General features: G+C 71.9%; 9 protein-coding genes and 3 pseudogenes. 6 read left to right on the forward strand and 6 right to left on the reverse strand.

Features of this window, described 5'->3' with window-relative positions; all coding sequences use genetic code 11:
• Positions 1–309 precede the first annotated feature (309 nt).
• The 3 genes from AB0M59_RS38955 to AB0M59_RS38965 form a co-directional block, all read right to left on the reverse strand.
• A complete protein-coding gene (locus AB0M59_RS38955; RefSeq protein WP_364625605.1) occupies positions 310–1,575 on the reverse strand; it encodes a helix-turn-helix domain-containing protein in 1,266 nt (421 codons plus the stop codon).
• 74 nt (positions 1,576–1,649) lie between these two features.
• The gene (locus tag AB0M59_RS38960) at positions 1,650–3,674 is read right to left on the reverse strand and encodes a M4 family metallopeptidase (RefSeq protein ID WP_364625608.1); all 2,025 of its coding nucleotides are present in this window, start codon (positions 3,672–3,674) and stop codon (positions 1,650–1,652) included.
• Positions 3,675–3,937: 263 nt separating this feature from the next.
• Entirely contained in the window at positions 3,938–5,212 is a 1,275-nt protein-coding gene (locus tag AB0M59_RS38965; protein ID WP_364625611.1) for a tetratricopeptide repeat protein, read from the reverse strand.
• A 120-nt stretch (positions 5,213–5,332) separates the two neighbouring features.
• On the opposite strand from AB0M59_RS38965, the pseudogene AB0M59_RS38970 reads away from it, so the two are divergent.
• The 4 genes and pseudogenes from AB0M59_RS38970 to AB0M59_RS38985 form a co-directional block, all read left to right on the forward strand.
• Positions 5,333–5,590, forward strand: a pseudogene (locus AB0M59_RS38970) (cellulase N-terminal Ig-like domain-containing protein); the annotation flags it as partial.
• Positions 5,591–5,916: 326 nt separating this feature from the next.
• Positions 5,917–7,164 (forward strand): annotated as a pseudogene (locus tag AB0M59_RS38975) (glycoside hydrolase family 9 protein); the annotation flags it as partial.
• Positions 7,165–7,173: 9 nt separating this feature from the next.
• Complete coding sequence (locus AB0M59_RS38980) at positions 7,174–7,959, forward strand: TIGR00730 family Rossman fold protein (RefSeq protein ID WP_364625614.1); 786 nt, start codon at positions 7,174–7,176, stop codon at positions 7,957–7,959.
• Entirely contained in the window at positions 7,959–8,543 is a 585-nt protein-coding gene (locus tag AB0M59_RS38985; protein ID WP_364625617.1) for a TIGR00730 family Rossman fold protein, read from the forward strand. The genes AB0M59_RS38980 and AB0M59_RS38985 overlap by 1 nt, the downstream gene beginning before the upstream one ends.
• Positions 8,544–8,547: 4 nt before the next feature.
• Here the strand turns inward: AB0M59_RS38985 and AB0M59_RS38990 are convergent, their stop codons facing one another.
• Positions 8,548–9,393 carry a LysR family transcriptional regulator gene (locus tag AB0M59_RS38990; RefSeq protein WP_364625619.1) on the reverse strand — a complete coding sequence of 282 codons (846 nt, stop codon included), beginning with the start codon at positions 9,391–9,393 and terminating at the stop codon, positions 8,548–8,550.
• Between the two features lie 69 nt (positions 9,394–9,462).
• Here AB0M59_RS38990 and AB0M59_RS38995 point away from each other — a divergent pair, with 69 nt between their 5' ends.
• A complete protein-coding gene (locus AB0M59_RS38995) occupies positions 9,463–10,179 on the forward strand; it encodes an SDR family oxidoreductase (RefSeq protein ID WP_364625622.1) in 717 nt (238 codons plus the stop codon).
• A 4-nt stretch (positions 10,180–10,183) separates the two neighbouring features.
• Here AB0M59_RS38995 and AB0M59_RS39000 read toward each other — a convergent pair whose 3' ends face one another.
• Entirely contained in the window at positions 10,184–10,858 is a 675-nt protein-coding gene (locus AB0M59_RS39000) for a lysophospholipid acyltransferase family protein (RefSeq protein WP_364625625.1), read from the reverse strand.
• Positions 10,859–10,909: 51 nt separating this feature from the next.
• Between AB0M59_RS39000 and AB0M59_RS39005 the strand changes: the two genes are divergently transcribed.
• Positions 10,910–11,812 carry a glucosyl-3-phosphoglycerate synthase gene (locus AB0M59_RS39005; protein ID WP_364625628.1) on the forward strand — a complete coding sequence of 301 codons (903 nt, stop codon included), beginning with the start codon at positions 10,910–10,912 and terminating at the stop codon, positions 11,810–11,812.
• Here the strand turns inward: AB0M59_RS39005 and cydC are convergent.
• A pseudogene (gene cydC / locus AB0M59_RS39010) lies at positions 11,748–13,322 on the reverse strand (thiol reductant ABC exporter subunit CydC); the annotation flags it as partial. The gene AB0M59_RS39005 and the pseudogene cydC overlap by 65 nt on opposite strands.
• Between the last annotated feature and the right edge of the window lie 100 nt (positions 13,323–13,422).

The raw sequence follows: 13,422 nt of genomic DNA on the forward strand, positions 1-13,422 counted from the left end.
GTCTTCCTTCCACGAAGGCAGGACGATGGGGTGCGGTGCGGGGGAAAGGAGACGTGTCCGGCGTGCTAACAGGAGGTATGCGTCCGGACGCATCCGAGTAAAGGATCAGCGGATCGGGGCGTCAATGCGCCGAACGGACCAACGCCGCGTTCCGGATTCGGCGGTCAATTCGTACAAACCCCGCCGGTGCTGGGGATTCTCCCCGCATTCCGGACCGGAACGACTTTCGTAGGGACTGTCCCGGACACCATCCGAACGCCGGAAGATCTCGATCATCAGGAATCGTTAGTACTGCTCAGGAAAACGATGTCAGTCGGCTTCGGCGCCCAACGCGAGCAGCCCGTTCCGCAGCACGTTCGCGGCTTCTTCCTGCCGCCCGGTCTCACCCAGAAGCTCGCTCAGCGGGCGCAAAGCGCGCACCAAAACCCCGCGCGCCCCGAGCCCGGTGGCGAGTTCGACCGCCGCGCGCAGGTACTCCGCCGCGCCTCGCGCGTCACCACGCGCGCGAGCCAGCGACCCCAGCTGCAACCGGAGTTCCGCCGCCAGGGCCGTGCCCGCCACGACGGCCGGGCGGACCTGGTCGAGCAGCGCGGCCGCCGTCTCCAGCCGGCCCGCTGCCAGGTATTCGGACGCGAGCTCGACCGTGATCGCCGGGACGTCGTCCGGCCACGCCGTTTCCCGCGCCGCGCCGAGGTCGGCCAGCGCGCCCTCGACGTCACCCGCGCGGCCGCGGACCCGGGCCCTGGCCAGCAGGCAGTGCGCCATCGCCGGGTGCAGGGCGCGTTCCTGCATCAGGTCGTAGGCCGCGGCGACGGACGCGGCCGCGTCGGCGAACCGGTCGGCCGCCAGGTGGCTGCGGCACACCTCGACGTGGCTGCGGGTCAGCTCGGCCAGGACCGCCGGGCCGCCCCGGGTGAGCCGCAGCGCCGACTCGGCGTACTCCGCGGCTCGCTCCAGATCTCCTTGACGCAGGTGCCGCTCGGCGAGACACGCCCGCAGCGTCAGCAGCATCGACGGCTGCGGGTACCCGTCGCGCAGCAGCTCCGCGTGCGCGGTTTCCAGCAGGTGCAAGGAATACTGCGCCTCGCCCCAGTCGCTCAGCACCGCCGCGCGCAACGGGACGACCATCGCCCGCACCGGCGGCGGCTCGCCCGACAACGTCGTCTCGGCCTCCGCGACGTACTTCGTGCGGGCGTCGCCGGTCGAGTACCCGGCCAGCCACAGCAGCGCGATGCCCGCCTGCCGCGGCCGGTCGAGACGTTCGGCTTGGCGCCGGATCCGCTGCATCCGCGGGGTCGCGCGGCGGGCGTCGCCGGTCAGGAACCGGTCCGCCGTCTCGATCAGCTCGAGGTCGAGTTCGAGCAGCTCCCGGGGTGAGCTGCCGCCGAGCAGCTCGTCGGGGTCGATGCCGAGTTGCTGGGCGAAGAACCGCAGCGCGTCGCCCGACGGCGTCCGCGCGCCGGTCTCGACCGACGACACGTACGCCGCGGAGTACTGCGGTCCGGCCAGTTCGCGCTGCGTGAGCCCGCGCTCGGCGCGCAGCTCGCGCAGGCGTTCACCGACGCTCTCGCTCACCCAGGCCGCCTTTCCACCGGTTCAGAGTAGGCCGCGCGGCGGCGGGGGAGTCGCCCGCCGCCGCGCGGGGAGGATCAGCAGGCGCCGCCGTCGCTCCACACGGCCCACGAGGTGGGCGCGCCGGGCTCGGCACCGGTCGAGTACCACAGCGACGTCCACTTGTGACCGTTGTGGCCGACGACGTCATTCGGCACGTAGGCCTTCGCGGAGTCCCACTCGGCGAGGCCGTCGCAGCCGGTCGGCGGGGTGCCGGTGCCGACGGTGAGCGAGAACTGCGCGGTGTGGTCGGCGTCGGTGCCGTCGCCGGTCACCGTCACCTGGCTGGTGCCCTCCGGCGTGGTCGCCGAGGTGGTGATGGTCAGCGTCGCGGTGCCGCCGGACTGGACGCTCGCCGGGCTGAAGGTCGCTTTGGCGCCTTCGGGCAGGCCGGTCGCCTGCAGCGCCACGGTCTGAGCGGTGCCCGAGGTGATCCGGGTGGCCACCGTGGTGGTCGCGGTCTGTCCCGGTTGGACGGACGCGGACGTCGGCGACAGCGTCAGCGAGTAGTCGTTGCCCGCGGGCGGCTGGCCGCTGCAGGTCGGCTCACCGCTGACGGCCGGGACGCTCACCGCGTCCCAAGCGGCCTTTGTCGCGGTGAATTCGGTGCAGCTGCCCGGGAAGAGCGCGATCGCGGCTTCCAGCGTGGCCTTGCGGGCCGCCTTGTGGTTCCAGGAGGACGTCTTCTTCAGCAGTCCGTTGTAGAAGATCTTGCCGGCCTTCTGGATGCCGATGCCGGTGACGGTCGAGCCGTTGCACGTCGGGCTGGCCGGGGAAGCGTTGCTGCCCTGGGAAAGCAGGTAGAACCAGTGGTTCTGCGGGCCAGCGGCGGCGTGCACCTCGGTGCTCGGGATCGACGCCGAGTAGCAGTTCGGGTCGCCGACCTGGCTCGGGTTGTACATGTAGCGGATCGGTCCCTGGCCGACGAGGTTGACGCCCTCGCCGACGGTGAAGTCGGGGGTGTCCTTCGGGTTGTTGGCGTAATACTCGGTCAGGGCGCCGAAGATGTCACCGGTGGACTCGTTGAGCCCGCCGTTCTCGTTGCCCGACCCGGCGCCGCCCGGGGTCGTCTGGAAGACGGCGTGCCCGAACTCGTGCCCGACGACGTCCATCGGCGTCGCCTGGCGGCGGTTGTCCTGCGAGTGCCCGAAGTGGGTCGAGGAGCCGTCCCAGTAGGCGTTGACGTCGTTGAGGCCGACGCTCGCGCGGAAGCCGCCGCCGGCGCCGTCGATGCCGTTGCGGCCCAGCCACTCCGACAGCATCTTCCACTCGGTCTGGACGCTGTAGAGCGTGTCGACGCAGCCGGTTTCCAGGTCGGTGCCGCTGCTGTTGCCCCAGGTGTTGGTGCTCTTCGTGAAGATCGCGCCGCCTTCGCGGCCGCAGGCGATGCCGCGGCGGCCCGGGTCCGTCATCGAGTAGGAGCTGCCCGAGCCGGACGTGTCGATCGAGACCGTGCCGGCGTAGTAGGAGTTGCCGGTGCCTGCTTCGCGCACGTCGTCGCGGGTGTCGAGGACCTTGCCGGTGGCGCTGTCGACGAAGACGTGCAGCTTGGTCGGCTTGGTGTGGTCGCGACCGCTGACGACGACCTCATAGGCGAGCTTCGGAGCGTCCCCGGCCAGCACGACGAGCTTCGGCGTGGTGGTCGTGTCTACTGTGGACACCTTGGCCGTGGCGATCTTGGTGGCCTGCTCGGCTTTGAGCGTGGCATGGGTGCCGACGGTGATCGGCGAGGTGTGCGCGGCTTCGGTGCCGCGGACGCCCCCGGCCCCGTCGGCGACGACGACCGCGTCCCCGCCGACGACCGGTAGACCGTGGTAAGTGCGCTGGTAGGAGGCGTAGTAGAGCCCGCCGCCACCCGGGGTGACCCCGGTGCGGACGAAGGCCTCCCCGGCGCCCTTGGCGAGCCGGTCGGCGCCGGTGAGGGCGGCCTGGTCGGCGGCTCGGGCGGCGAGCGCCTCGGGCGGGGTGGCGGCGGGAGGAGTGGTGGCGGCGGCCGGGATCGCCGGCACCGCGAAGCTCAGGGCGAGGCCGGCGATCGCCGCCAGCCCTCGGGGGGATCTCATGGGGAACCTTTCCGGGGACGCGTGGAGTGTGCCCAGCGGAATAACTGGTGTTATTGCGCTGGACGCGTCCGAGTAAAGGTTCCGGTCGCCGGCCGGTCAATGGGCCGAACGGCCTAGCGGACGCAGGTCAAGATCACCCCGATTTCCGGCAAACCGCAGGAAAACCGGGTCGCGCGGACTGGTCTGAACCAATTCACCAGACTTTGGTAGGAAACTTCCCTCACCCGGACCACGGAGGTGGCTGGTCCGCTGTACCTGGAGGGTCAGGTGTCGGTGCCTGCTGCCGAGTCGAGACCGCGTTGGTAGGCCTCGATCGCTTCGTCGAGATGACCACGTTGTCGGAGGACGTCGCCGAGGCGCAGGGACGTCGAAACCGCCGCTCCGTGCAGTGACGCCCGGGTCTGGATTTCCGCCGCCTCGCGCAGCAGCCGGGTCGCCGACTCGAGGTCGCCGCGAGACTGCGCGACCTGGCCCAGCAGGCCCGTCGCCTCGCCCAGGGACTCGACGTCCCGGGCCAGCAGTGGCCAGACCTCCGAAACCAGCGAAGCCGCCTCCGCGGGCGCCCCTTGGCGCAGCCGGACCTCGGCCAGCTCCAGGGTCGCTCCCGCGACACCTTCCTCCGCGCCGATCGCCGCGAGCTGGTCACGGGCCGACGTCAGCTCCGCGCGGGCCTCGTCCAGGCGGCCCAGCCGGCGCAGCAGGTACCCGCGGGCCCAGCGGCAGCGGGCCGCGTCGCGGTCGAAACCCGCCGACGCGAACAGGCGGCACGCCTCGATCAGGTCCTGCTCCGCCCGGTCGGGCTGCCCGGTCGCCTGCCACACCTGCGACGCCTGCCGGTGGAACCGCGCGACGAAGTCCGGCCGGGTGGCCGCCTTCGCCAGCTGACGGCCGGCGAGGGCAGCGCGCTGGGCCCGGTGCAGTCCGCCCATCTCCATCAGCGGGTGGATCAACGCGCTGAGCAGGCACAACTCGGCGTCCGGGTCGAGTTCCGGAGAGGCCAGTGCCTCCTCGACGCGCGCGATCGCGGTGCCCGCGTCGCCGCTCAGGTACCGGCAGCCCGACCAGCGGTGCACGATCATCGCCCGCAGCCAGGGCGGTGCCGCTTCGGCCAGTTCCGAAGCGTGCTCCAGTTCCTTCTGTGCGCCTTCTACGTCGAACAGTTGCCATTTCACCTCGGCGAGGCAGAACCGCGCGTAGCACTCGACGTCGTCGAGGCGGTAGCCCGCGGCCCGCTTCCCGGCGGCCGCGAACCGTTCTTCAGCGAGAGCGACCCGGCCCTGTTCGAGGTCGCGGTAGCCCTCGTCGAGGGACGCGCGCAGCTCGTCGGCGACGCCCGGGGGACGGCCGAACCGCAGGTCGTCGACGGTCAGACCGAGCCGTCCGGCCAGGTAGGCGAGCATCTCCTCCGACGGCGGCCGGCTGCCGGTCTCGACCTTCGCCAGGAACCCCCGGTCGTACCCCGGCTCGGCCAGCTCGCGCTGGGTCCAGCCGCGGTCGGCGCGCAGCCGGCGGATCCGCGCGCCGAGCGGTTCGGTCATCTCCCCACGGTAGGTCATCGACGCCGGCGCCGCGGAAACGGACATATTGACGCCCCGGCCGTACCGGGATAGCGTTCTCGCGCTAAATAGGAAACTTTCCTAACAAAGTGGAGGGCGACCATGCGCCTGCTTCCCCTCGCGACGGCGGCCGCGCTCGCCGTCCCACTCGCCGCGACCCCGGCCGAAGCGGCCACTCCGGCGGAGGTGCGCGTCGACCAAGTCGGCTACGCGCTGGGCGAGGCGAAGCACGCGTACCTGCTCGGCGGCGCCGCGGGGAAGTTCACCGTCGTCGACGACCGGGGTCGTACGGTCCGGGAAGGCCGCACGGGCGGGAGCCTCGGCGCCTGGAACGCGCGGTACGCCAATGTATTCGACCTTGATTTGTCCACTGTGGATCGGCCTGGCACCTACCGCGTCAAGGCCGCCGGCGCGACGTCGCCGCCGTTCCGGATCGACACCGCGAGCCGCTTGTTCCGCCCGCTCGTGCGCGCCACCACCGAGTTCTTCCAGGCCCAGCGCGACGGCCGCGACGTCGTCCCCGGCCGGCTCGACCGCAAGCCGTCGCACCTGGCGGACAAGAAGGCGACCGTCTACGCCGAGCCGAAGTTCGCCGGCGAGGGCGGCGACGAAATCGTCGAACCGCTGCGGCCCAGGGCGGCCCGGTCGACGTCGAAGGCGGCTGGGTCGACGCGGGTGACTTCGTCAAGTTCACGTCCAACACCGCGTATTCGCTGGCCGAACTGGGTTTCGTGCTGCGCGAGGACCCCGATCCGGTGCTGGCGAAGGAGGTCCGCTTCGGCCTCGACTGGCTCGACAAGATGTGGGACGGCAAGACCAAGACGCTCTACGCCCAGGTCGGCATCGGCACCGGCAGCGAGGAGTTCGGCTTCCTCGGCGACCACGACGTCTGGCGCGAGCCGCAGGACGACGACGCCCTGACCGTCAAACCCGGCGATCCCGCCTACTTCGTCAAGTACCGGCCGGTGTTCGCGGCCGCCCCCGCGGGCGCGCCGCTGTCCCCGAACCTCGCCGGCCGCGTCGCCGCCGCCTTCGCGCTCGGCGCGCAGATCCAGGCCCACCGCGACCCGCGTCTGGGCCGGCACTACCTCGCCGAGGCGGCCGCCGTGTTCGCCCAGGCCAAGACGACCGGCGTCGGCGAGCTCGTCAGCGCGTTCCCGCACGCCTACTACCCGGAGTCGTCCTGGGAGGACGACTTGGAGCTCGGCGCGACGCAGCTCGCGCTGGCCGGGCGCAAGCTCGGAGACCCGCGTGCGAACGGCTGGGCCCGAGACGCGGCGAAGTGGGCGAAGGCGTACATCGGCAGTGACGACACGAGCACGTTGAACCTCTACGACACCAGCGCGCTCGCCCACGCCGACCTCGCCGGTCTGCTGCGCACCGGCGTCCCCGGCGCCGCGCTCGGCGTCCGCGAGCTGGCCGCGGATCTCCGTCGCCAGCTGGACGCGGGTGTCGAGTCCGCGAAGAAGAGTCCATTCCGGACCGCGGTCGACGTCACCGACTTCGACGCCACCAGCAAGAGCTTCGGCTTCGCGGCCACCGCGCGGCTCTACCAGCGCGTCACCGGCGACACCCGCTACGCGGCCTTCGGCGCGCAACAGCGGGACTTCACGCTCGGTGCGAACGCCTGGGGCGTGTCGCTCGTGGTCGGCGTCGGCACGACGTTCCCGCAGTGCCCGCACCACCAGGCCGCGAACCTCGCCGGACCTTCGAAAGTGCTGTACGGCGCGGTCGTCAACGGCCCGAACGGCGCGGACAACTTCGCCGACCTGCCGTTCCCGGCGGGCGCCAAGGAATGCACCCGTCCGTATGAATCGTTCGCCGGCCAGGGAAGTCGCTACGCGGACGACCTGAGTTCATGGCCCAGCAACGAGCCGGCCATCGACTTCACCTCCACGGCCCTCTTGGCATTTTCGCTGGCGGGCAGGTCGTAGCATGGCTGAGTGAGCGAACAGTCTGAATGGCCGGACGGCCAGTACCCCGAACGCCCGGTCGAGCGCCAGAAGGGCCCGGTCGTGCTGCGCGGCGACCGCCGTGACCAGGGCAGCACGACCGACCAGCGGCTGCTCGACTCGCGGGGGCCGACCGACTGGGTGCACACCGACCCCTGGCGCGTCCTGCGGATCCAAGCCGAGTTCGTCGAGGGCTTCGGCGCGCTCGCGGAGGTCCCGCGCGCGGTCACGGTGTTCGGCTCGGCGCGCACCAAGCGCGACCACCCGGAGTACGAGCTCGGCCGCAAGATCGGCGCCGCGCTGGCCAACGCCGGGTTCGCGGTGATGACCGGCGGCGGTCCGGGCGCGATGGAGGCGGTCAACCGCGGCGCGGCCGAGGCCGGCGGCTTCTCCGTCGGGCTGGGCATCGAGCTGCCGTTCGAGCAGGGCCTGAACCCGTGGGTCGACCTGGGCGTCAACTTCCGGTACTTCTTCGCCCGGAAGACGATGTTCATCAAGTATTCGCAGGCCTTCATCTGCCTGCCCGGCGGCTTCGGCACGCTCGACGAGCTGTTCGAGGCGCTGACGCTGGTGCAGACCAAGAAGGTCACGAAGTTCCCAGTGGTGCTGTTCGGCAGCGACTACTGGGGCGGGCTCTACGACTGGATCGCCAAGACCGTGCAGGCCGAGGGCAAGGTCAGCCCGCACGACCTGGACCTGCTGCACGTCACCGACGACATCGACGACGCCGTCAGCGTCGTGCAGAACTCCTACCAGGCATGGGAGGACACCCACTGATGAGCCGGATCTGCGTGTTCTGCGGTTCGTCGATGGGATTTTCGCCCCGCTACGCCGAGCAGGCGGCGGCGCTGGGCAAGCTGCTGGCCCAGCGCGGCATCGGCCTGGTCTACGGCGGCGCGAGCGTCGGCACGATGGGCGTGGTCGCCGACGCGGCGCTGGCCGCGGGCGGCGAGGTGATCGGCGTGATCCCCGAGGCGCTGTCGTCGGTCGAGATCTCGCACGCCGGGCTGTCGGAGCTGCACGTCGTGGCGGACATGCACGAGCGCAAGGCCAAGATGGCGGCCCTGTCCGACGGCTTTCTCGCGTTGCCGGGCGGCGCGGGCACGCTGGAGGAGCTGTTCGAGGTCTGGACGTGGGCCCAGCTCGGCCTGCACGGCAAGCCGATCGGCCTGGTCGACGTCGACGGCTACTACGGGCCGCTGGTGGCGTTCGCCGACCACATGGTGACCGAGGGGTTCGTCAAGCCGGAGTACCGGCAGCTGCTGATGACCGACGCCGACCCGGCGGTGCTGTTGGACCGGTTCGAGACGTACGAACCGCCGGCGCCGCCGAAGTGGGCGAAGGAGCCGCCGGGCATCTGATGCTCTACCGGTCCGCCACCACGCGCCCGACCTCGGCGATCGCGGTGCTCGCCCGGACGAACGCCGCCACCGCGCGCGACCGCGTCCGGTCGGGCCAAGCCAGCACCACCGATGTCCGGGACGCGTCGAGCACCGGGACGCACACCGTGTCCGGGCGCGCGTGGCGGCGGGCCGACTCCGGGACCACCGCTACGACCTGGCCCAGCGCCACCAGCTGCAGCAGCTGCCCCGGGTCGCGCACCTCCGGGCCGCTCACGTCGCTGCCCGGCCAGCGCGGGAACGGCTCGCCGTCCAGGTCGGCGAGCACCAGTGCCGACCGGTCGGCCAGGCGGTGCCCGCGGGCGAGCATCGCCACCTGGTCCTGCTCCAGCAGCAGCTCGGTGTCGAACCCGACGGAGTCGTCGTGCGGGCCGTGCAGGAACGCCAGGTCGACGCGGCCGTCGCGCAGCATGCGGGACTGCTCGCCGATCCCGCACACGACGACCTCGACCTCGATCGCGTCCGGGTCGGCCCGGTAACCGGGGAGGATCCGCTCGAGCAGGCCGGCGTCGCCGTCGGGCTTCATCGCCACGAGCAGCTTCGGCACCTCCTGCCCGGCGCGCTGCGCCCGGCGCACCGCGGCGTCCACCGCGTCGAGCGCCTTGCGGCTCTCCGCAAGGAAAACCGCACCTGCCGGCGTCAGGGTCACGCCGCGGCTCGTGCGCTCCAGCAGCGGCACGCCCATGCGGCGTTCGAGCTGCTGGATCGCGCGCGAGAGCGGAGGCTGTGCCATGCCGAGGCGCTGCGCCGCCCGGCCGAAGTGCAGTTCCTCCGCGACGGCGACGAAATACGCGAGCTCCCGCGTCTCCATACCACCAGAGTATCGGCCGATGCGGCATCGGTGTTGGCCCGCGCGGGCACCCGCTGGTGTGCTGGAGCCATGAACGAAATCACTTTGGTCACCGGCGCGAACAAGGGCATCGGCCGCGAGATCGCCGCGCAGCTCGCCGCCCTCGGGCACACCGTCGTCGTCGGCGCCCGCAGCGCCGAACTCGGCGAGAAGACCGCCGCGGAGCTGGGCACCGACTCGGTGGTGCTCGACGTGACCGACCCCGCGTCGGTCGCCGCGGCCGCTTCCCACATCGAAGAGCGCTACGGCCGTCTCGACGTGCTGGTCAACAACGCCGCCGTCGCCCGCCCGCCGGGCACAGACCTGGAACACCAAAGCCCCAGTACAGCCGACCTCGGGGTGCTCCGCGCGATCTTCGAGACGAACTTCTTCGGCGTCCTCACGGTCACGAACGCGCTGCTGCCCCTGCTGCGCCGGTCGGCCGCGCCGCGCATCGTCAACGTCTCCAGCGGCGGCGCGTCACTGGCCCGGAACGCCGATCCCGCCGCGCAGCTGCCGATTTCCGCGGGCTACACCCCGTCGAAGACCGCTCTGACTTCGTTGACCTTGCAGTACGCGCGGGAGCTGCGTCCCGACGGGATCCTGGTCAACGCGGTCTGCCCGGGCTTCTGCGCCACCGACCTCAACGGCCACGCCGGCCACCGCACGCCGGCTCAGGGCGCGGTGGCGGCGGTCCGGATGGCGACGATCCCCGCGGACGGTCCGACGGGCACCTTCGTCGACGACGAAGGCCCGGTGCCCTGGTGATGCCTCAGGCGACGCCTTCGCTCGGCCGCTTGTGGTACGTGTCCACGTACTCCTGGCCCGAGATCTCCAGGATCTGGTACATGACCTCGTCGGTGACCGACCGGCGGATCGCCGGCGAGTAGTCCTGACCCTCGTAGCGCGAGAAGTCGAGGGGCTTGCCGAACGTGATGGCGATCTTGGCCGGGCGCGGGATGCGCTTCCCCGCGGGCTGGAGCTGCTCGGTGCCGGTCAGCGCGACCGGCACCACCTTCGCGCCGGTCGCCAGGGCCAGCGCCGCGACGCCGGTGTGGCCGCGGTGCAGCCGGCCGTCCAGGGAGCGCGTGCCCTCGGGGTAGATCGCGAAGACGCCACCCGCGTCGAGCACCTTGCGCGCCGCTTCGAGGGCGGCGAGGCCGGCCTGGGCGTTGCCGCGCTCGACCGGGATGTAGCCGAGCCCGCCGACGAACCCGGCCATCAGCTTGCCCTTGAGGCCCTTGCCGGTGAAGTACTCCGCCTTGCCGAGGAACTTGACCTGCCGCGGCGTCGCGAACGTGATCACGCCGGTGTCGAGCGCCGCGCGGTGGTTGGCCGCCAGGATCACCGGGCCCGTCGTGGGCACGTTCTCGACGCCGATCACCTCCGGCCGGTACACCGCCCTGGCCAGCGGCCCCAGCACGAACCGGACAAGCAGCGCGATCAAGTGGTCCTCCTCCTCGGGTGCGGTGACCCCAGCATGGCACGATCGTTACTCGTGAGTTGGTTCGAGCGGCGTACGTGGCAGGAGCCCGGGTGGACGCCCGAGGACATCGTGACCGCGAAGGGTGACCGGACGGTTTCGGTCGTGCTACCGGCGCTGGACGAAGAGCGGACCGTCGGTGACGTCGTCGCGTCGATACGGCCGCTGGTCGGCAGCGTCGTCGACGAGCTGATCGTCATGGACTCGGGCTCCACGGACGCCACCGTCAAAACCGCCGAGGCCGCCGGCGCGCGGGTGGTCCGCCGCGAGGACGTCCTGCCCGACCTGCCGCCGGTCCCCGGCAAGGGCGAGGTGCTGTGGCGCTCGCTGGCCGCGACCAGCGGCGACTTCGTCGTGTTCCTCGACTCCGACCTCGTCGACCCGGACCCGGCGTTCGTGCCGTCGCTGCTCGGGCCGTTGGTCTCCGAAAGCGGCGTCCACCTGGTCAAGGGCTTCTACCGCCGTCCGCTGCGGCTGGAGAGCAGCGGCGGCGGCCGCGTCACCGAGCTGCTGGCGCGGCCGGTGCTCTCGGCGCTGCGCCCGTCGCTCGGCGGGCTGGTCCAGCCCCTCGGCGGCGAGTACGCGGGCACGCGCGAGTTCTTGGAATCGGTGCCGTTCGCGGCCGGGTACGGCGTCGAGATCGGGCTGCTGCTCGACGCCGAGGCGCGCTACGGCCTCGACGGGCTCGCGCAGGTCAACCTCGGCGTCCGCAAGCACCGGAACCGGTCGCTGCTACAGCTGGGCACGATGTCCCGGCAGATCCTGGGCACGGCGCTTTCGCGCTGCGGGATCCCGGCCGCGGACGCGCCGTTCACGCAGTTCGTGCAGGTGGACGAGGAGTGGCTGCCGGACGTCACCGAGGTCCGGGTCGCGGACCGGCCGCCGATGCGGGAAGTGCTCGCCCGTCCTCGAGGGTGAGGACCTCGTCGAAGCTCTCGAGCTGCTCGGGGCGGTGCGTCACCAGGACGACGGTGCCCTCGGCCTTGGCGAGGACTTTCGCCAGGACGGCGTCGCCGTGGGAGGGGTCGAGGCCTTCGACCGGCTCGTCGAGCACGAGGACCTTCGGCGCGGCCAGGACCGCGCGGGCGAGGATCAGCCGCTGACGCTGCCCGCCGGAGAGCGCGTCGCCGTCTGGGCCGGTGTCGCGGTCCAGGCCGAGGTCGAAGTCGGCGGTCGCGCAGGCTTCTCGCAGCTCTTCGTCGGTGGCGTCCGGCTTCGCGATTCGGAGGTTTTCCCGGACGGTCGCGTGGAAGACGTGGGCGTCGGCCAGGGCTCCGGAAACGAGGTCCGGCAGGTCGGCGTACTCGGCGAGCGGGTGGCCGTCGAGGAGGACCTGGCCGTCCGTGGGGGTCTCGAGGCCGAGGAGGAGCCGGAGCAGGGTCGTTTTACCGGCGCCGCTGGGGCCGAGGATCCCGACGCGCTTGCCGGGCGGGAGGTCGAGGTCGATGTCCCTGAGCGCGGGTGCTCGGCCGGGGTACCTGACGCCGGCTTTCCGGATCCTGAAGTGTCCATTGTGGACTAGTCGGGTGCCTTGTAGTCTGGCGGGTTCGGTGAGCACGGCCTTCACCCGGGCGGCCGACGCGCGGATCTCGGGGACGCGGCGGGCGGCGCCGACCAGCGGAAGGACGACCTCGAAGGTGGTGATGGCGGCCAGGGTGAGCGCGGCGGTCCAGGGCACGGAGGCGTGTGCGAGCAACGCGACGGCGGCGGTGGTGAGCAGCTGGACGAGCGTCCCGGCGGCGGTGAGCAGGGCGGTCTTGCCCGACGCGTACCGTTCGCTCCTCGCGAGATGATCGACGACGCCGGTGGCTCGCGCGCGGGTTGTCTCCAGTGCTCCGGCGGCGACGAGTTCGCGGTGCCCGGTGACGAGTTCGACGGCCCGTTCGGCGAGTTCGGCCCGCCTCGGCGCGTCGTCCTGAGCCGCTCGCCGGGTGAGCCGGACGACCAGCCAGGGCAGCAGCACCCCGGCGACGAGCAGTCCGCCGGCGAGCGCGACGGCGGCTTGGGCGGACGCGGTTGCGGTGACGCCCACGGCGGCGCCCCCGACGAGCGCGGCCACCCCGGCGGGCAGCAGCCACCGCAGGACGGCGTCCTGCAGAGCGTCCACATCGGACACGAGCCGGGTGACGAGGTCGCCGCCGGAGTAGCGCGCGCCGGGGATGAGGGCTTGGTAGACGCGGGTACGAAGGGCGCCCAGCCACCGCAGGACGACTTCGTGCCCGGCGAGCCGTTCGGCGTACCGGAGCCCGCCGCGCAGGAGGGCGAGGGTCCGGACGGCGACGATGGCGACGGTGAGGGCCTCGAGCGGAGGCCGTTCGGCGGCGCGGAGCAGGAGCCAGGCGGCGGTGGCCATGAGGGCGAGGGCGGCGAGTTCGGCCCCGGCGCCGAGGAGAGCGGCACGAAGAAGCCGAAGAACGTCCTTGGTCGAGCGGTCTGCCGCGGCTGGTCGTGAGTGAGAAACAGGGTTAGAACACTGTCACCGAGCCGGACATGGGCCCGTTCGAGATCGCCCCCGGCACCCACTGGGA

Source organism: Amycolatopsis sp. NPDC051371 (assembly GCF_040682155.1).
In the GTDB taxonomy this organism is placed as follows: Bacteria; Actinomycetota; Actinomycetes; order Mycobacteriales; family Pseudonocardiaceae; genus Amycolatopsis.

What these genes read in the sequence shown, in the direction of transcription:
- AB0M59_RS38960 (WP_364625608.1), bottom strand. Translation starts at nt 3,674, where the DNA reads ATGAGATCCCCCCGAGGGCTGGCGGCGATCGCCGGCCTCGCCCTGAGC.
- AB0M59_RS38965 (WP_364625611.1), bottom strand. Translation starts at nt 5,212, where the DNA reads ATGACCGAACCGCTCGGCGCGCGGATCCGCCGGCTGCGCGCCGACCGC.
- AB0M59_RS38985 (WP_364625617.1), top strand. Translation starts at nt 7,959, where the DNA reads ATGAGCCGGATCTGCGTGTTCTGCGGTTCGTCGATGGGATTTTCGCCC.
- AB0M59_RS38990 (WP_364625619.1), bottom strand. Translation starts at nt 9,393, where the DNA reads ATGGAGACGCGGGAGCTCGCGTATTTCGTCGCCGTCGCGGAGGAACTG.
- AB0M59_RS38995 (WP_364625622.1), top strand. Translation starts at nt 9,463, where the DNA reads ATGAACGAAATCACTTTGGTCACCGGCGCGAACAAGGGCATCGGCCGC.